The sequence below is a fragment of the Aquincola tertiaricarbonis genome, from assembly GCF_000969605.1.
Classification (GTDB): domain Bacteria; phylum Pseudomonadota; class Gammaproteobacteria; order Burkholderiales; family Burkholderiaceae_C; genus Aquincola; species Aquincola tertiaricarbonis.
Genome location: NZ_JZUE01000008.1, coordinates 142,440 through 160,441, shown reverse-complemented (window position 1 = coordinate 160,441; position 18,002 = coordinate 142,440). Strand labels below are relative to the sequence as shown.

General features: G+C 72.0%; 16 protein-coding genes. 13 read left to right on the top strand and 3 right to left on the bottom strand.

The features are described 5' to 3' along the window. Positions 1-7: 7 nt before the first annotated feature. Positions 8-1,612 carry an acyl-CoA ligase (AMP-forming), exosortase A system-associated gene (locus VO99_RS11830; protein ID WP_046113053.1) on the bottom strand — a complete coding sequence of 535 codons (1,605 nt, stop codon included), beginning with the start codon at positions 1,610-1,612 and terminating at the stop codon, positions 8-10. 156 nt (positions 1,613-1,768) lie between these two features. Here VO99_RS11830 and VO99_RS11825 point away from each other — a divergent pair, with 156 nt between their 5' ends. The 13 genes from VO99_RS11825 (at position 1,769) to VO99_RS28790 (ending at position 16,028) form a co-directional block, all read left to right on the top strand. Continuing rightward, positions 1,769-2,020 carry an acyl carrier protein gene (locus tag VO99_RS11825; protein ID WP_046113052.1) on the top strand — a complete coding sequence of 84 codons (252 nt, stop codon included), beginning with the start codon at positions 1,769-1,771 and terminating at the stop codon, positions 2,018-2,020. A 43-nt stretch (positions 2,021-2,063) separates the two neighbouring features. After that, positions 2,064-2,906 (top strand): hydrolase 2, exosortase A system-associated, encoded by an 843-nt coding sequence (locus tag VO99_RS11820; RefSeq protein WP_046113051.1) that lies wholly within the window; start codon positions 2,064-2,066, stop codon positions 2,904-2,906. Beyond that, entirely contained in the window at positions 2,903-3,826 is a 924-nt protein-coding gene (locus tag VO99_RS11815) for a hydrolase 1, exosortase A system-associated (RefSeq protein WP_046113050.1), read from the top strand. The genes VO99_RS11820 and VO99_RS11815 overlap by 4 nt, the downstream gene beginning before the upstream one ends. Next, complete coding sequence (locus tag VO99_RS11810; RefSeq protein WP_157039542.1) at positions 3,823-4,584, top strand: tetratricopeptide repeat protein; 762 nt, start codon at positions 3,823-3,825, stop codon at positions 4,582-4,584. The genes VO99_RS11815 and VO99_RS11810 overlap by 4 nt, the downstream gene beginning before the upstream one ends. Before the next feature lie 64 nt (positions 4,585-4,648). Continuing rightward, entirely contained in the window at positions 4,649-5,872 is a 1,224-nt protein-coding gene (locus tag VO99_RS11805; RefSeq protein ID WP_046113049.1) for a DegT/DnrJ/EryC1/StrS family aminotransferase, read from the top strand. A gap of 70 nt (positions 5,873-5,942) precedes the next feature. Next, positions 5,943-7,187: a GNAT family N-acetyltransferase gene (locus tag VO99_RS11800; RefSeq protein WP_052736283.1), complete on the top strand. Its 1,245-nt coding sequence runs from the start codon at positions 5,943-5,945 to the stop codon at positions 7,185-7,187. A gap of 160 nt (positions 7,188-7,347) precedes the next feature. Next, positions 7,348-8,430 carry a right-handed parallel beta-helix repeat-containing protein gene (locus tag VO99_RS11795; RefSeq protein ID WP_198156931.1) on the top strand — a complete coding sequence of 361 codons (1,083 nt, stop codon included), beginning with the start codon at positions 7,348-7,350 and terminating at the stop codon, positions 8,428-8,430. A gap of 23 nt (positions 8,431-8,453) precedes the next feature. Continuing rightward, the gene (locus tag VO99_RS11790; RefSeq protein WP_046113048.1) at positions 8,454-10,148 is read left to right on the top strand and encodes an asparagine synthetase B family protein; all 1,695 of its coding nucleotides are present in this window, start codon (positions 8,454-8,456) and stop codon (positions 10,146-10,148) included. A 2-nt stretch (positions 10,149-10,150) separates the two neighbouring features. Beyond that, a complete protein-coding gene (locus VO99_RS11785; RefSeq protein WP_046113047.1) occupies positions 10,151-11,119 on the top strand; it encodes a glycosyltransferase family 2 protein in 969 nt (322 codons plus the stop codon). Positions 11,120-11,158: 39 nt separating this feature from the next. Next, positions 11,159-12,070, top strand: a complete 912-nt coding sequence (locus VO99_RS11780) for a hypothetical protein (protein WP_046113046.1) — start codon at positions 11,159-11,161, stop codon at positions 12,068-12,070. A gap of 21 nt (positions 12,071-12,091) precedes the next feature. Continuing rightward, entirely contained in the window at positions 12,092-13,387 is a 1,296-nt protein-coding gene (locus VO99_RS11775; RefSeq protein WP_046113045.1) for a polysaccharide pyruvyl transferase family protein, read from the top strand. Further along, a complete protein-coding gene (locus VO99_RS11770) occupies positions 13,384-14,853 on the top strand; it encodes a lipopolysaccharide biosynthesis protein (protein WP_198156930.1) in 1,470 nt (489 codons plus the stop codon). The genes VO99_RS11775 and VO99_RS11770 overlap by 4 nt, the downstream gene beginning before the upstream one ends. Continuing rightward, complete coding sequence (locus VO99_RS28790) at positions 14,841-16,028, top strand: rhamnan synthesis F family protein (RefSeq protein ID WP_052736281.1); 1,188 nt, start codon at positions 14,841-14,843, stop codon at positions 16,026-16,028. The genes VO99_RS11770 and VO99_RS28790 overlap by 13 nt, the downstream gene beginning before the upstream one ends. Here VO99_RS28790 and VO99_RS11760 read toward each other — a convergent pair. Next, positions 15,965-16,969 (bottom strand): rhamnan synthesis F family protein, encoded by a 1,005-nt coding sequence (locus VO99_RS11760; RefSeq protein WP_046113043.1) that lies wholly within the window; start codon positions 16,967-16,969, stop codon positions 15,965-15,967. The genes VO99_RS28790 and VO99_RS11760 overlap by 64 nt on opposite strands. After that, positions 16,966-18,000, bottom strand: a complete 1,035-nt coding sequence (locus VO99_RS11755; protein ID WP_052736280.1) for a class I SAM-dependent methyltransferase — start codon at positions 17,998-18,000, stop codon at positions 16,966-16,968. The genes VO99_RS11760 and VO99_RS11755 overlap by 4 nt, the downstream gene beginning before the upstream one ends. Positions 18,001-18,002: the final 2 nt, after the last annotated feature.

Genomic DNA, 18,002 nt, shown 5'->3' with positions numbered 1-18,002 from the left:
GGCCTGGCTACAGCGCCTGCTCGGCCCAGCGCGCGGCCAGCAGCTTGCGGTCGATCTTGCCGTTCGGGTTGCGCGGCAGCGGCCCGGCCACCGGCACCACGCCGGCCGGCACCATGTAGGCCGGCATGTGCACACGGCACTGCGCCAGCAGCGCCGGCACGTCCAGAGCTTCGCTGCCGTCCGGCGCGGTGGCCACCACCTGGATGGCCTGGCCCAGCGCGGCGTGCTCCACGCCGAAGGCGGCGCATTCCCCCACCAGCTTCGTCGCGTACAGCACCTCTTCCACCTCGGTCGGGCTCACCCGGTAGCCCGAGGTCTTGATCATTTCGTCGCGCCGGCCGATGAAGTACAGGAAGCCCTCGGCGTCCCGGCGCACCGTGTCGCCGGAAAACACCGCGTACTCGGGCAGCTGCAGACCGCCCAGCCGGCCGCCGATGCCGGGCTGCAGCAGCTTGTAGCGCTCCGCCGTCTTCTCGGCGTCGTTCCAGTAGCCCTGGCCCACCAGCGCACCGCGATGCACCAGCTCGCCTGGCTCGTCGGGGCTGCACTCGGTGCCGTCGTCGCGCAGCACCAGGATCTCGGCATTCGGGATCGCCTTGCCGATGGAGTCGGGCCGGCGGTCCACCTCCTCGGGCGGCAGGTAGGTCGAGCGGAAGGCTTCGGTCAGGCCGTACATCAGGAACGGCTTGGCCGAAGGCACGCGCTGGCGCAGCGCGGTCAGCGTTTCGCGCGGCATCCGGCCGCCGGTGTTGGCGAAGTAGCGCAGGTGGCCGTCGATCTCGGCCGGCCATTCCAGCTGCGTGAGCTGGATGTAGAGCGGCGGCACGGCGGTCAGGCCGGTCACGCGTTCCTTGGCCATCGCCTTGAGCACGTCGCGTGGCATCAGATAGTTCAGAAGCACCACCCGCGCGCCGGCATGGAAGGCGGTGGTCAGCTGGCTAAAGCCTGCATCGAACGACAGCGGCAGCGCGGCCAGCAGGGTGTCGGAGGGCCGGTTGTCCAGGTAGGTGGCCACGCTCTTGGCGCCCGCGACCATGTTGCGGTGAGACAGCACCACGCCCTTGGGCCGCCCGGTGGAGCCGGAGGTGTAGAGGATGGCGGTGATGTCGCTGTCGACCACCCGGTGCGGCGCGGCCTGCGGCCCTTCCAGCAGCGCTGTCCACGACAGCGGCGCGACCCCCGGCGGCAGCGCCAGGTCCGCCGGCGCGCCGGTCCCGGTGACTACCACGCAGCGCAGCGCCGGGCAGCCGGCCAGCACCGGCGCCAGCGCCGCCAGCCGCTCCGGCGAGGTGACCAGCACCCGCACGTCGCAGTCCTGCAGGATGAAGGCGGCCTGCTCCGCCTTCAGCAGCGGATTGATCGGCACCATCACGCCGCCCGCGGCGGGCGCGCCGAAGCTCGCGATCACCGTCTCGAAGCGCTTTTCCAGGTAGATGCCCACCCGCTCGCCGCGCTGCAGGCCCGCATGCACCACGCCGCCGGCGAAACGGCGGACCGCGTCGTCCAGCGTGGCGTAGCTCAGCGTGTCGGCGCCGTGCGTGAGGGCCGGCGTCGCGCCGTCGCGCGCCGCCGCGACGTGGACCAGTTCGTGAAGCAAGTGACTGTCAGGCATGGAAAAAAGTATGGCATGCAGGCGCCGGCAGTCCCCAGCCGTTGCGCCTGCGCTGAATGCGCAGCCCGGCACGGAACCCACCCGTTTGGGGGAAGCATGGGCTCCTAGAATCGCCGCGCTGCTGGACCCCCTGAACCAAGCCCCCGGAGTGCCCTGATGGATGTGAAGAGCGAACTGCTCGCCGTGCTGGACGAAACGCTGGGCCTGCAAGGCCGTGCCGCGGGCTTCGACCTCGACACGCCGCTGCTGGGTGCGCTGCCCGAGCTGGACTCGATGGCCGTGGTGTCGCTGATCGCCGGCCTGGAAACGCATTTCGGCATTACCGTGGACGACGACGACATCGACGGCAGCACCTTCTCCACCGTTGGTGCGCTGGTTCAGTTCGTCGACGGCAAGCTGGCCGCATGACGGCCCGGCGCGGCATCGGGTCGCGCCCGCCTCGCTGATCGCGATGGAAGCCTTCTTTCTTCCTGTCGAGCATGCGGACGGTGCGCGCTTGTGCATCCACCATCCGCCGGCCGGCGCGCTGCCTGCGCGCGGCGCGGTGCTGTACCTGCCGCCGTTTGCCGAGGAGATGAACAAGTCCCGCCGCATGGTGGCGATGCAGTCGCGTGCCTTGGCCGCGCAGGGCTACGCGGTGCTGTGCATCGACCTGCACGGCTGCGGCGACAGCAGCGGCGAGCTGGCCGACGCCAGCTGGCAGGGCTGGATCGAGGACGCGCTGGCGGCGGCGCGCTGGCTGCAGGCGCGCCATCCCGGCCTGCCGCTGTGGCTGTGGGGACTGCGCACCGGGGCGCTGCTGGCCGGCGCCGCGGCGGCGGCGTTGGGCCCTGGCTGCGGACTGCTGCTGTGGCAGCCGGTCATCGCCGGCAAGCAGGCGCTGCAACAGTTTCTGCGGCTGCAGGCGGCCGCCGACCTGATCGAAGGCAAGCAGCAAGGCGCCACCGCAGCGCTAAAGCAGCAGCTGGCACAAGGCCAGGCGGTGGATGTGGCCGGCTACCGGCTGCCGCCCGCGGTGGCGCTCGGCCTGGAAGCTGCCATCTTGCAGCCGCTGGAAAGCACCGCGTCGCTGCGATGGCTGGAGGTCACCTCGCGTGCCGAGCCGGCGCTCACGCCCGCTTCCGCGCTGGCGCTCGACAAGTGGCGTGCTGCCGGCGTGCCGGTACACGCGGCGGCCGTGCGCGGCCCGGCCTTCTGGCAGACGGTCGAGATCGAGGATGCGCCCGCGCTGATCGACGCCACCCTGGCGGCGATGGCCACGGCCGGCGCGCCGCAGGCGGAGCAGCGGGCATGACGGCCGGGCTGCCCTACCGCGAAACCGCCATCGTGTTCGCCTGCCAGGGCGAGCAGCTGGTGGGCGTGCTCACCCGGCCGGCCGTGGCCCCCTCCCCCGCCAAGCCCGGCGTGCTGGTGGTGGTGGGCGGACCGCAGTACCGCGTGGGCGCGCACCGGCAGTTCGTGGAGCTGGCACGGGCACTGGCCAGCCAGGGCCATGCGGTGCTGCGCTTCGACGCGCGCGGCATGGGTGACAGCAGCGGCGCGCTGCATGACTTCCTGCAGATCGACGACGACATCGCCGCCGCGATCGACACCTTGTGCCGCGAAGCCGGGGTGCGGCAGGTGGTGCTGTGGGGCCTGTGCGATGGCGCCTCGGCCGCCCTGCTGTACTGCCGGAAGACCGCCGATCCGCGGGTGGCCGGCCTGGCGCTGGCCAACCCGTGGGTGCGCTCGCAGGAAAGCCTGGCGGCCACGCACGTCAAGCATTACTACCTGCGCCGGCTGCTGGACGGCGCCTTCTGGCGCAAGGTGGCCAGCGGCGGCGTGGGGCGCCAGGCCGCGCGCGAACTGGCCGGCAACCTGGCCACCGCGCTGCGCGGCCGGCTTGCTTGGCGCCGTGGCGGCGTGGCAGCCGGCCCCGCCAGTTACCAGGACCGCATGGCGCAGGCCTGGCATCGGTTTGGCGGGCCGGTGCTGCTGCTCGTCAGCGGCGACGACTACACCGCCCGCGAATTCATCGACACCACCGGCAGCGCGCCCGCATGGAAGGGCGCGATGGCGCGCCCCGGCCTGCAGCGCGTGGACTTGCCCGAGGCCGACCACACCTTCTCGGATCGACGCTATGGTTCCGAAGTGGCCAGTGCCACATCGGCCTGGCTGGCCGGCGCCTGTACCGCAGGCGCGGCGGCCGACGTCCACAGGAGCACACACGCATGAACACCCGCCCAGCTCACCGCGCGCCGGCGCGCATGCCCTCCCTGGCCGGCCTGGCCGCGGCCGTGGTGCTCGCCGCCGCCTCGGCGCTGCCAGCCCACGCCCAGATCATGAACAGCCAGGGCTGCGGCCCGATGTACATCCCCACCCACGTGGGGCCGTTCGACTATCGCAACCAGCGCGAGATGCTGCGTACGGTGGAGTTCGGCCACTTCCAGCCGAACGTGGAAGACCTGATCAAGCCGATGTTCAACAGCTTCGGCGCGGACATCGACTACACGCTGAAGGCCTATCCCAACCACCACCGCGCGCTGATCACGCTCAACCGCCTGAGCCTGCGCGAGAAGGCGCTGAAGACTTCCGGCTCCGACTTCTCGGTGGAGTGCTACTTCTTCCGTGCCATCCGCTGGCGGCCCGACGACCTGATCGTGCGCATGATCTACGCCAGCTGGCTGCATCAATGGGACCGCACCAAGGACGCGGTGCAGCAACTGGACTACGTGGTGGACAACGCGGGTGACGATCCGTTCACCCACTACAACGCCGGCATGGTGTTCGCCGACCTGAAGATCTGGGACCGCGCGCTGCAGCAGGCGCATGCGGCGCAGGCGCTGGACTTCCCCAAGGGCGACCTGAAGGCCCGGCTGGTGGAAGCCGGCAAGTGGCAGGAACCGGTGCCGGGCGCACCGCTGCCCGGCCGTGCGGCCGCCTCCGCACCCGCGCTGCCCGCCTCGGCGGCCAGCGCCGCGGCAAGTCGATGAACACCTGCCCGGCAGGCAGCGCCGGCCCGCTACCGCGGCGCCCGCGCGGTCAGGAACGGCGCCCGTGAGCGCCGCCGCCCCGTCGCTGACAGGCGACGCCGCTGCAGCAACACCCGCAGCACTGCAGATCCGGCAGTTCGTGCCCGCGGGCTGCGGCTTCCCGCCCGCTGCGGTGCCGGTGATGCCCTGGCTGCGCCGCGCCGACCTGCGCTGGCGCGCCGCGCCCCGGCCCGCACCTGGCTTGGCCGGCGCCTCGGTGCGCAGCCATGCCTACGGCCGCCATGCGCTGCATGCCGCGCTGGCCGCAGCCGGCGTGGGCCCGGGCACGCGGGTGCTGGCACCGGCGTACCACTGCCGCACGATGATCGACGGCGCGCTGGCGCTCGGCGCGACGGTGCATTTCTACCGCCTGGCCGACGACCTGCGCCTGGATGCGGCCGACCTGCTGGCCCGCCTGGACGCCGGCGGCCCGCCGGTGCGTGCGGTGATCGCGGCGCACTTCTTCGGCTTTGCGCAGTCGCTGGCGCCGCTGCTGGCGGCCCGGCCCGACGTGGCGCCGCTGCTGGTGGAGGACTGCTCCCATGTGCTGGTCGGCGGCCCGCCGGCGCCGGGCGCCGCCGGCCTGGGTGGGCACGGCCGCTTCGGCATCGCCAGCTCGTACAAGTTTCATCCGCTGCCCGAAGGCGGCCTGCTGTGGGACAACAGCGGCCGGCCGCTGCCCGCCCTGCCGGATCGTGCCGGGCCGCTGGCCGAACTGCGCGCAGCCTGGCACACCCTGCAACGCATGCGCGCGCCGGCCCTGCCCGCCCCGCAGCCGGTGGACGACTCGCGCCCGCTGCCCGACGACGCCGACCGGCTGGTGGCCGACGGCAGGCCGTCCAGCCAGTTCGACGCCAGGCAGCTGGGCCGGCCGGCACTGGGCTTCGCGCGCTGGCTGAGCCGCCATGTGGATGCGCGGCGCTTGGCCGAGCGCCGACGCGCCCGCTACGTCCAGTGGGTGGAGGCCAGCCGACACTGGTCCGGCGCCCGGCCGCTGCAGCCCGTGCTGCCCGAAGGCACCGTGCCCTACATGTTTCCGCTGCTGCTGCAGGCACCACAGCGGCAGTTTCCAGCGCTCAAGCGCCGCGCCGTGCCGCTGGGCCGCTGGGACGACATGGCCGTCAGCGACTGCCCGGTGGCCACCCGCTATCGCAGCGCGCTGGTGCATCTGCCCTGCCACCAGGCCATCGACGATGCACAGATGGACTGGCTGCTGAACACCGTGTCGACCGCCCTGCAGGCCGGGTGAGGACATGTCAGTGCCCGTCCGCCCCTGCGCCTGTGCGCCTGCTCCCCCGCCCCTGAACCGCTCGCCGCGCATGCCTACCACCGCCCCTGACCTGCACACCCCGTGGATCACCGAGCTGCGCCTGCTGCCGGACGACGCGCGCGCCCTGATGACGGCCAAGGCCGCCGCGCACGGCATGCAGGCCGGCCTCGCCTGGTTCGAGAACTTCTGCGCCCAGGTGCAGGAACCGGGCAGCACGCCGGGCTTCCTGCTGCTGCAGCACGACGGCCGCACACGGGCGGTGCTGCCGCTGCTGCGGCGCGAGGCGGCCGATGGCCAGCCGCGCCGGCTGGACAGCCTGGGCAACTACTACACCACCTTCCACGCGCCGGCACTGGCCGACGACCTGGCCGCGCAGCCGCTGGCCGACGCCCTGCGCGCGGTGGTGCGCCAGCACCGGCCCGCGTCCATGCGGCTGGCGCCGATGGACCCGGACAGCCGCACGTATGCGCTGCTGCAGGAGGCCCTGCGCGCCGCCGGGCTGCATTGCCACCCGTACTTCGCGTTCGGCAACTGGTACCTGCCCAGCGAAGGCCTGGACTGGGACACCTACTGGAAGCAACGCAGCTCCGGCCTGCGCAGCACCTGCAAGCGCATGGGCCGCAAGTTCGAGGCCGACGGTGGCACGCTGGAGATCGTCACCGGAGGCGACCGGCTGGACAGCGCCATCGAGGCCTATCACACCGTGTACGCCTCCAGCTGGAAGCCGCAGGAGCCGTATCCCGGCTTCATGCCCGGCCTGGTGCGCATGTGCGCGGAGCACGGCTGGCTGCGGCTGGGCGTGGCGCGGCTCAACGGCCAGGCGGTCGCCACCCAGCTGTGGATCGTGGCTGGTGGCCGCGCCGAGATCTACAAGGTGGCCTACGACGAGGCCCACAAGGCCTACTCGCTCGGCTCGCTGGTCACCGAGATGCTCATGCGCCACGTGCTGGAGCACGACCGCGTGCGCGAGGTCGACTTCCTGGCCGGCGACGAGAAATACAAGCAGCAGTGGATGACGCAGCGGCGTGAACGCTGGGGCCTGGTGGCCTACAACCCCCGCACCGTGGCCGGCGCCCTGGGCGCCGCGCGGGAGGCGGCGGCGCGCCAGCTCAAGCCCCTGCTTGCACGATTCCGGCGTCCCGTTGCGGATGCAGCAACAGCAAAAGCCGTGAAAACGCACACCGACGGCTCGATTCGAGGGGGGGATGGTGCTCCCCCAAAAGAGTTGCCCGACAATCCGCAGCGATCGGAGGCACCCGCCAGGGCGCTTCCTCCGGCCCGCGGCACCCGGTAGGCGTGCCGCCGCTGCCCGCCACCAGGCAGCCAACGTAGTCACCCTTGGGGGTCGAAACATGTCGAGGGCTCACCACCCGTCATCCGCCCGGCAGCGTCGCCATGCGCTGCTGGCACTGGGCTCCCTGCTGTGCGCGCCGGCCTGGGCGCAGCGTGCCGACGTGCCGCCCACCACGCTACAGGTGGGGCCAAGCCGGTCGGTTCGCACTCTGGCGCAGGCCGCCCGCATGGCTACCGACAACATGTTGATCGAGGTGGATGCCGGCGAATACCGCGGCGATGTGGCCTTTTGGCCGCAGAGCCGTTTGCAACTGCGCGCAGTGGGGGGCCGGGTGCGCCTGCTGGCCGACGGTGCAGCCGCGCAGGGCAAGGGCTTGTTCGTCACCCGCGGCCGTCAGTTCCGAGTTGAAGGCTTCGACTTCGAAGGCGTGCAGGTGCCCAGCTTGAACGGCGCCGGCATCCGCGTGGAGACGGGCAGCGTCCACATCACCGACTGCCGCTTTTCCGACAGCCAATGCGGCGTGCTCGCCGGCAACGATCCCGGCGTTGAGGTGGTGATCGAGCGCTGCGAATTCACCCGCCACCTGCGCGCCGATGGCGGCAACCACCATGTGTACGCTGGTGCCATCGGCCGGTTGGTGGTCACAGGCAGCCATTTCCAGGGCGCGCAAAGCGGCCACCTGCTGAAAAGCCGGGCGCGCGACAACCTGGTGACGTACAACCGGCTGGTAGACGGCCCCGATGGCCACGCTAGCTATGAGCTCGAGTTTCCCAACGGCGGCGTAGCCGTCGTGGTGGGCAACGTGATCCAGCAGGGACCAGGCAGCGAGAACCAGCGGTTGGTTTCCTTCGGCGCCGAGGGCCTGTACCCCGCGCCAAACGAATTGCACATGGCCTTCAACACCCTGGTGAATGAGTTGGGGCCGACGGGGGTCTTCCTTGCGGTGCGGCCGGGCACCGACCGTGTGCGCCTGCTTAACAATTTGCTGGTGGGCGGCGGCCAGGTGCCGACTGACGGCGCCGAGGTGCAGGGCAATGCCCTGCTCTCGCTGGCCGACCTGGTCGACCCCGCGGCGGGCGACTACCGCGTGCGCAAAGCCGTCGCCGCCCGCCTGCGCGCGCTGGAGCTGCCGGCCGATGCCGACGCGCTGCGGCCGATGCTGATGCCCACCACGCCGCGCGGCGTGGCGGAGCGGCCACTCGCCTCGCTGCGCCTGCCCGGTGCGCTGCCGGCCCAGTCCTGAACACCAAGAACCGCATCGCGAGCATGTCCGCCGTACTCCCCGACACCTCCGCCGCCGCACTCGTGCTGGGCGACCCGACCTTCAGCGACCCCGCGTTGGCCGCCCTGCAGGCCCGCGAAGGCAGCGCCGCTGCATGGCGTGCGGCCGTGGCGGCCGACCCGCTGACCGCGGCGGCCAAGGCCGACGGCGCCTTCGCCGTGGCCCTGCCGCTGGAGGGCGGCCGGGTGTTCCTGGCGGTGGACCGCTTCGCCGTGCGCACGCTGTGCTGGCGCATCGACCACGGCGTGCTGCGCTTTGCCGAGCAGGCGCACCTGCTCGCCGACGCGCAGCACTCGCTCGACACCCAGGCGCTGTACGACTACCTGTACTTCCACGCCATTCCGTCGCCGCGCACGGTGCACCAGGGCGTGCACCGGCTACCGCCCGGCCATTGCGCGGTGTACGACGGGCGCACGGTGCATGTGCAGCCCTACTGGGTGCCGCATTTCGTCGATGCCGGCCCCGCGCCGCGCCACAGCTTCGACAGCCTGCGCGACGAATTCCGCGGCCTGCTGCGCCAGGCGGTGCAGCGATGCGCCGACCCGCAGCGGCCGGCCTGTTTCCTGAGCGGTGGCACCGACAGCTCCACCGTGGCCGGCATGCTCTCCGAGGCCACCGGCCAGCGCGCGTCCACGTATTCCATCGGCTTCGACGCCGAGGGTTACGACGAGATGGAGTTCGCGCGCATTGCGGCCAAGCGCTTCGGCACCGACCACCACGAGTACTACGTGACGCCGGAAGACCTGCTGCGCAGCATGCCGGAGGTGGCGGCCGCCTACGACCAGCCGTTCGGCAACTCGTCGGCACTGCCGGCCTACTACTGCGCGCTGATGGCCCGGCGCGACGGCGTCTCGCGCATCCTGGCCGGCGACGGCGGCGACGAGCTGTTCGGCGGCAACGTGCGCTATGCCAAGCAGCGGGTGTTCAACTGGTACGGCGCCGTGCCGGCGGGCCTGCGCGCCGCGCTGATCGAGCCGGCGCTGGGCACCGGGGCCGCCCGCCGCCTGCCGCTGGCGCGCAAGGCCGCCAGCTACGTGGACCAGGCGCGCCAGCCGCTGCCGCAGCGCCTGGAAACCTACAACCTGCTGCTGCGCCTGGGCCTGGACGACGTGCTGACGCCCGCCTTCCGCGCCGCGGTGGACGTGGAAGGCCCGATGCGCGATCAGGCCGGCGTGTGGCGCGAGGCGCGCACCCACAGCCTGCTCAACCGCCAGCTGGCCTTCGACTGGCGCTACACCCTGGCCGAGACCGACCTGCCCAAGGTGTGCGGCACCACGCGGCTGGCCGGGCTGGCCGTGGCCTTCCCGATGCTGGACAGCGCGCTGGTGGACTTCTCCCTGCGGCTGCCCACCGACTACAAGCTGCGCGGCCTGAAGCTGCGCTGGTTCTTCAAGGAAGCGCTGCGCGGCTTCCTGCCCGACGAGATCATCACCAAGAAGAAGCAGGGCTTCGGCCTGCCCTTCGGCGTGTGGACGCAGCGCCATGCCGGCCTGCAACGGCTGGCCGCCGACGCGCTGGGCAGCCTGGGCACGCGCAACCTGGTGCGCCAGCCCTTCCTGGATGCGCTGATGACGCAGCACCTGCCCGCCCATCCCGGCTACTACGGCGAAATGGTGTGGATCCTCACCATGCTGGAGTTGTGGCTGCGGGCGCATGCGCCCGAGTTCCGCATCGCCTGACCATGCAGCCGCCGTCGCCCACCGTGACCGATGCCGCGCCGCCGCTGGTGAGCGTCATCGTGCCCACCTACAACTGCGCCGCCTACATCGACGAGACGGTGGCCAGCGTGCTGGCGCAGACGCATCCCGCGGTCGAGCTGATCGTCATCGACGACGGCTCCACCGACGGCACGCTGGAGCGCCTGGCCGCCTGGGGCCCGCGGCTGACGGTGGTGCCGCAGGCCAATGCCGGCGTGTGCGCCGCACGCAATCACGGCCTGCGCATCGCCCGCGGTGAATTCGTGTGCCTGCTGGACCACGACGACTACTGGTTCCCGGACAAGCTGGCCGTGCAGGTGGCGGCGCTGCAGGCGCGGCCCGAGGTGGGCGTGGTGTACGGCAGCTTCATGCCCTGGCAGCGGCCGGCCGAAGGCGCCGCCTTCCCCTCGCCCGCCAGCCTGGACCGTTCGGCCAGCGGCAGCGGCCCCGATCCTGCGTTCTCGGGCTGGATCTACCACCAGTTCCTGCTGGACTGCTGGATGCTGACCAGCAGCGCCATGTTCCGCGCCAGCGTGTTCCGCGATTGCGGCCTGTTCGACGAGACCCTGCCCTACAGCGAGGACTGGGAGCTGTGGCTGCGCATCTCGCGCCGGCATCCCTTCCTCAAGCTGCGCGAAGTGCACACGCTGTACCGCCAGCACCGCCAGCAGGGCAACCGGGTGGTGCGGCCGGTGGACTACCGCACCGAGCTGCTGCAGCGCACGGCTCACCGCTGGGGCCTGGCCAGTGCCGACGGCCGCCAGGTCAGCGAAAGCGCCTTCCGCCAGCAGCTGGCGCGCTACCACGTGGAATTTGGCCTGTCGCACCTGGCCGGCGGCAGCCGCCGCATCGGCCTGCAGTCCATGCTCAAGGCGCTGCGCGCCTGCCCCTGGCGCGTCAAGCCGGCGGCGTACATGCTGGCCGCCACGCTGGGCTGGAAGCCCGCCGTCTGAGCCGCCACACAGAATTCAGAAGTCATCAGGACCGGTTACATGCTCTCCTACTTTCGTCAGCGGCTGCACAAGCGATGGTTCAACTTCAGGTGTTCCGGCATCGACCGCACGCCGCCGCTGCAATGCGACCCCGACAGCAACGTCGTCATCGTCAGCCAGGTCTACCACCCCGACACGACCATGCTGATGCTGGCCGCCAAGAGCTTCGCCCAGCACCTGCGCCCGCGCGGCTTCGTGCTGGTGGACGACGGCCTGCGCCCCGACGATCGCGCGCGCCTGGCGCACCACCTGGGCAACGTGGAGTTCATCAAGACGCCTGACGCCGCCGCGCCGGGCCTGCCGCGCGGCGGCGCCTGGGAGCGCTTCGCCACGCTCACGCGGCAGAACCAGCAGCACTACGTCATCCAGCTCGATTCCGACACGCTCACCCTGCGCCGGCCGGACGAGGTGATCGCCTGCGTGCAGTCGCAGCGGCCGTTCACCCTGGGCACCAAGTCGGGCACGCATCCGGTGACGCTGGCGGCCGCCTCCGAATACGCCGCGCAGTACGACTCCGACCATGTACAGAACGCGGCCGAACGCGCGCTGGTGCAGCTGCCGGCCGACCTGGGCACGCAGTACGTGCGGGGCTGCGCGGGCTTCACCGGCTTCCCGCCGGGCACCTTGTCGCTGGACCGCATCGCGCGCTTTTCCGGCGCGATGGAAAGCCTGCTGGGCGCGCCGAAGTGGCACACCTGGGGTTCCGAACAGGTGGCCTGCAACTTCATGGCCGCCAACGCCCGCGATTCCATCGTGTTGCCGGTGGACCGCTATCCGTTCTGGTTGCCCGGCAGCGACATCCACCATGCCGCCCTGGTGCATTTCTTCGGCACGTTCCGCTTCACAGGCGGCGTTTATGCGCAGCAAGGCGCACGCCTGAGCCAGTTGCTGGCCGGTCGCCAACCGCGCTGATCCATCGAGCGTTGTCACAACATGAATCAAGCCGCCAAGCCGCGCATCGCCCTCGTCGGTGCGTACGACCGCTTCAACTACGGCGACCTCCTGTTCCCCATCCTCGCGCGCGATGAGTTGGTGGCACGCGGCCTGTCGCATGACATGACGGCCTATGCGCTGTCGCGCAGCGACCTGTCGGAGTTCGGCGCCATGCCCACGCTCGGCATGCGCAGCCTGTACGGCGGCTGCGCGCTGCAGGACGGCGACGTGGTGGTGTTCAACGGCGGCGGCACCATCGGGGCCGACTGGGTGAACATGCAGGCCAACCTGGTGGGCCCGCGCGGCAACTACCTGCTGTATGCCCTGCAGCGCGCGGTGGGCCAGCAGCGCGCGGTGGACCTGGTGCGGCGCTTCCGCGGTGCCAACTCGCCCTTCCCGTGGGTGGCCGGCCCGCAGGACTTCCCGCACCGCGTGAAGATTGCCTACAACGCGGTGGGCGGCTCGGAGCTGGCGGTGCAGCCGACCGATATCCAGCAGCAGACGCTGGCGCGTCTGGCGCAGGCCGACTTCGTCTCGGTGCGCGACCATGAGACCCAGCGCCTGCTGCTGGGCGGCGGCGTGGCTTCCGTGGCGCTGGCGCCCGACTCCGCGGTGCTGATGTCCAAGCACTTTCCGCTGGCCCGGCTGGCGGGCCTGGTGGGCACGCGCACGCAGCAACGCCTGCGCGGCGAGCCCTTCGTGGTGGCGCAGTGCAATGCGCGCTATGCCCAGCGCCACCGCGACGACCTCGCCGCGCTGCTGGCCGACATCCACCGCCGCCACGGGCTGCGCGCCATCCTGCTGCCCATCGGCCGCTACACCGGCCTGGACGACATCCAGGGCCTGACCGACATCCAGGCCCGCGCTGGCTCGCCGGTGGAGGTGGTGGACGAGGAAGCCTCCATCTGGGACATCATGGCCACCATCGCCCACGCCTCGCTGTTCCTCGGCACCAGCCTGCACGGCAACATCACTTCGCAGGCCTTCGGCGTGCCCCACCTGGGGCTGAGCGACAAGCCGCACAAGCTGGACTACTACCTGCACACCTGGGACACCGAATCGCAGCGCGCCTGTGTCCGCCCGGCCGACGCCATCGGCGCCATCGGCCAAGCGCTGTCGGCGCCGGCGGCCGAACGGGCAGCGCTGGTCAACCGCCTGCACCAAGCCAGCGAGATCAACTACACCCAGCTGATGGACGCCTGCGGCCTGGTGCCCCGGCCCGGCGCCGCCGCCCAGCCCGCCATGGCGGCACCCGAGGTGCCGGCCGATGCGGCGCGGGCGGAGTGGTCCGCGTGACGGAACCTTCGACCGCCGCCGGCAACCTGGGCGGCAAGGCGGTACGCAGCGTCGCCTGGCTCAGCGCCGGCCAGCTGGGCCGGCAGATCCTGGCGTTCTCCACCAACCTGGTGCTGGCGCGCATCCTGGTGCCGGACGACTTCGGCCTCTTCGGCATGACCTACGTGGCCGCCGAGATCGCGCAGGTGTTCATCGCCTTTGGGCTGGGCGCCACCATCGTGCAGCGACAGGTCACGGCGCAGGCGGTGCTCACCACCTGCTTCTGGTTCAACGTGGTCATCGGTGCGGTGGCCGCGCTGGCCCTGTGGGGCAGCGGGCCGCTGCTCAGCACCTATTTCCAGCGGCCGGAGGTGGACACGCTGGTGCTGCCGCTGGCGATCAACATGGTGGTGGCCGGCGCCTCGGTGGTGCCGCAGGCGCTGCTGACGCAGCGGCTGCAGTTCCGCGACATGACGGTGGCGCAGATCGTGGGCAGCGTGTGCGCCTCGCTCGGCGCGCTGGCGCTGGCCTGGGCCGGCGTGGGCGTTTGGGCGCTGGCAGCGCAGCCGCTGATCGGCAACACCGTCACCTGCGCCATCATGATGCGGCAGGCGCGCTGGCTGCCCGGGCTGCATCCCGCGCTGCGGCACCTGCAGGGCATGGTGAGCCTGTCGCTCAACCTGCTGGGCAGCAACCTGGTGTCCACCGCCGGGCGCAACCTGCACACCTTCGTCATCGGCCGCTACCTGGGTGCGGCGGCACTGGGCGCCTATGGCCTGGCCTCCGGCCTGACCGGCACGGTGCTGTTCCAGATCACCTCGGTGATCGTGCGGGTGCTGTTCCCCACGCTGTCGCTGCTGCGCAACGAGCCCGAGCGGCTGGCCAGCGCCTGGCTGAAGGCCAATGCGGCGGTGGCGCTCACCACCATCCCCATCATGGCCGGCACCGCCGCGATGGCGCCTGACGTGGTGCATGTGCTGTTCGGCCCGCAGTGGGAAGCCGCCATCGACGTGCTGCGCATCCTGTGCGTGGCGATGGCGGTTCAGAGCGCGCTCACCACCACGGGCACGGTGCTGCTCACCTTTGGCCGCGGCGACCTGCTGCTCAAGACCTCGATCGCCACCGCCGTGCTCAGCGGCGCGGCCTACTGGGTGGGCACCGTGTGGGGCGGCCTCGTCGGCGCGGCCTGGGGCTTCTTCGTGGTGTGCGTGGTGACGCACCTGTGGACGGCGGCGCTGGCCTGCCAGGAAGTGCACATGCCGCTGCGCCGACTGCTGATGCCGATGCTGGCCCCCACCCTGTGCTCGGCCGCCATGGCCGGCGCCATGGTGGCCACCACGCAGCTGCTGGCCGGCTGGCTGCCGCTCACCCGGCTGCTGGCCTGCTCTGGCGTGGGTGCGCTGGCCTACCTGGCGCTGCTGCTGCTCTTCGCGCGGCGCACCACCTGGTCGCTGGTGAGCGACATCCGCGCGCAGTGGTCGCACTGAGCGGCTGGTCGGCAGCGCTGCGGTTGGCCCGGCGCGACCTGGCTTTCGAGCGCAGCCGCGCGCCGCATCCGCGGCTGGCGTTGCAGCGCTGGTGGCAGGCGCTGGCCGCGCGCCGCCGGCGTGCCGCCCGCCTTGCACCGGCACAGGCGGCGCTGCTGCAGCAGGCCGAAGCCGCCTGTGCCGCAGCCGGCCTGGCCTACCCCAAGGAAGATGCCGGACAGCTTGCGCCCTGGCACCTGCCGGCGCGCTTTGCCACGCTGCCGGTGCAGGCACTGCCGCCGCATCCGCTGATCGAGCCGGCCTGGCTGGCACGGCACGCCGGCGACCGGCCGGCTTGCGAAGCGCTGCTGGCGCTGCTGCAGGAGGAAGCGCTGCCCGGCCGCTGGCAGGGCCTGCCGGTCGGCACCGCGGCGCTGACGCCGGCACGGCCTCCGCGCCGGGTGGCGGTGTGTCTGCATCTGTTCTACCCCGAGGTGTGGCCGCAGCTGCAGGCTGCGCTGGCGGCACTGCCCGAGCCCTTCGACCTGTACGTCACCCTGCCCGACTACGCCACCACGCCCGCGTTGGCGCCGATCGTTGCCGACCATCCGCGCACCCGGCTGCTGCCGCGGCCCAACCACGGCCGCGACGTGCTGCCCTGGCTGTGGGCGCTGCGTGCCGGCGTGTTCGATGGCTACGCCGCCGTGCTCAAGCTGCACAGCAAGCGCAGCCCGCACCACCACGACGGCGCTGCCTGGCGCGACAGCCTGCTGCGCGGCCTGCTGCCCGGGCCGGCGGCGCTGCGGTCGCTGCTGGCGCAGTTCGAGGCCGACCCGCAACTGGGCCTGGTGGGCCCGGCGGCGCACTGCATGTGGCCCGGCCAGCCGCAGCATGCAGGCAGCAACGGCCGCTCCATCCGCCGCGTGGCGGAACGCGCCGGGCTGCCGGCCGATTGCGCGCGATCGCGACCCTTCTTCGCCGGAACGATGTTCTGGTTCCGCCCGCAGGCGATGCAGGGGCTGCGCGCCGCGCGGCTGTCGTCCGACGACTTCGAACCCGAGATGGCGCAAACCGACGGCACGACAGCGCACGCGCTCGAGCGGCTGGTGTGGCCGCTGGCCGAGCAGGCCGGCTACCGCGTGGCCTGCCTGGGCGAGGATGGCTCGCTGGCGGCCGCGCCGCCGTCGCCGAAGTAGTCGTCCAGCAGGCCCACCGGATAGGCCGGCGCTGCCGACACCACCAGCGCGCGGGCCGCGGCGAACTCGGCCGGACTGGCGCGAAACCGGCGCAGCAGGTCGCGCTTGAGGTAAGGCGAGCCGGCATGCGCCAACGCGGCCCGCCACAGCGCATGCGTCGGGTTGAACTGCCCGGGCCGCCGCGCCAGGTGGTCGGCCAGCGCGGGCGGCAGTTCGCCGGCGGCCCGGGCCTGCGCCAGCAGCGCGGCACATTCCACCAGCGCGGCCCAGCGCAGGCCGGCGGCGCTGGCGTCCTGCGACAGCCCCAGCTCGTAGCGCGCGATCACCGCCTCGCGGTCGTCGATGAGCTTCATGCGCAGCGCCCATCGCCGGAAGAAGGCCAGCGCGGCCGGCGTCTCCAGTACAAGGAAGTAGCTCTGCAGGTGGTGACCGCGCTCCTGGCTGTCGGTGATGCCCCACAGGTCCAGCCCGCGCGCGGCCATCGGCGGCATCCAGGCGCCGATCGGTTGCAGCGGGCCGAACACGCTGTCGTTGGTGAGCAGCAAGCGCCCGAAGGCCGCGAGCGGCTGGCCGGCCGCCTGCTCGATGGCCTGCACCGCCGTGGGCCAGCCGCCGATGTCCATGCCCACGTTGCGCCGCCGCAGCACCAGCCAGCACAAGGCCTGCAGCCGGGCCAGCGACTCAGGCTGCAGCCGCGCCGAGGTGGTGATGAACACCAGCGCGAAACCCGCGGCCCGCCACTGCGCCAGGTGCCACATCACATGGGCCGGCACGCTGCCATCGGCCTCGAAGTGGTTGAACACGGCCACCGCGCCGCCCGCGGCGGGAGCCAGCGCCGGCGTGCACCAGCGTTCCAGTGCGTGGAAGCGCTGGGGGTTGGCATTGCGCAGCCAGTAGGCGGCCTTGCGGGCCAGGCGGCGCGGCAGGCTGGCGGCGCTCACGCCGGCTGGGCGTGGCGCAGGTAGAACGTGGCCTGGTCGCCGCGGCCTTCGGCATTCAGGCGCTGCGCCAGCGCCTCGAATTCCTGCACCTGGGCCTCCGTCAGGCCGGCCCAGGAGGGCTTGCCATCGGGGCGCTGCGGGTCGCGCACCAGGGGTACGTCGTCGCGGTACCGCTCGCTCAGCGTGAACTGGTGGTGGTCCGAGTCGTGCACCACCCGTGCCACCGCCAGCCCGGCCCGGCCGGCCAGCAGACGCAGGCTGCGCTGGGTGTGCAGGTAGTAGTGGCGTGGCGCATCGAGCTGGAACCAGTCGGCGCCGTAGCGCTGCCAGGCCTCGCTGTCGCACAGCGGCACGCGGATCACCGCCGTGCCGCCGGGCGCCAGCAGCCGGGCCACGGCGGCCATGGTGGCCGCGGGATCGGGCACATGCTCGAACGAGTGGTTCATCAGCACGATGTCGTACGGGCCGTCGTCCAGCGACTGGGCATCCCGTGCCAGCATGCGGAAGCCGCGGCCCACCTGGCGGTCGCCACCCGCCAGGAAAGGATCGGCGCCGGTGAGGTCGCGGAAGCCCGCGTTGTGCAGCCGGTGCAGCAGGATGCCGCTGCCGCAGCCGATGTCCACCATCCGCGAATGCAGCGAGAGCCCGGGCACCCGGCGCAGGAATTCGAAGCCGGTGCGCAGGTGCGGCACGCTCACCCGGAAGGGCAGCCGGTCGCCCCCGGGCAGGAACAGCGTGGCCTGGTCGCGCCAGCGGTTCAGCAGGTTCTTGGCCGGGCTGCGGTAGGCGTCCGCGGGGTCTTCGGTGAAGCTGTAGTACGCGCCGCCGTAGTAGGCACCCGGGTCGGCCGGGAACTGCGCGATCTGCAGGCAGCCGCACTCGGCGCACTGCAGGTAGTCGAAGGCCTGCCGCGTGCCGAACATCATCTCCCGGGCGGTGTGGCGGCCCGGCTCGGCGGTGGAGCCGCATACGCGGCAGCGGAAGGCAGCCAGCGCCGGCGCGGCAGGTTGCGTGAGGGTGGCAGTGGTCATCG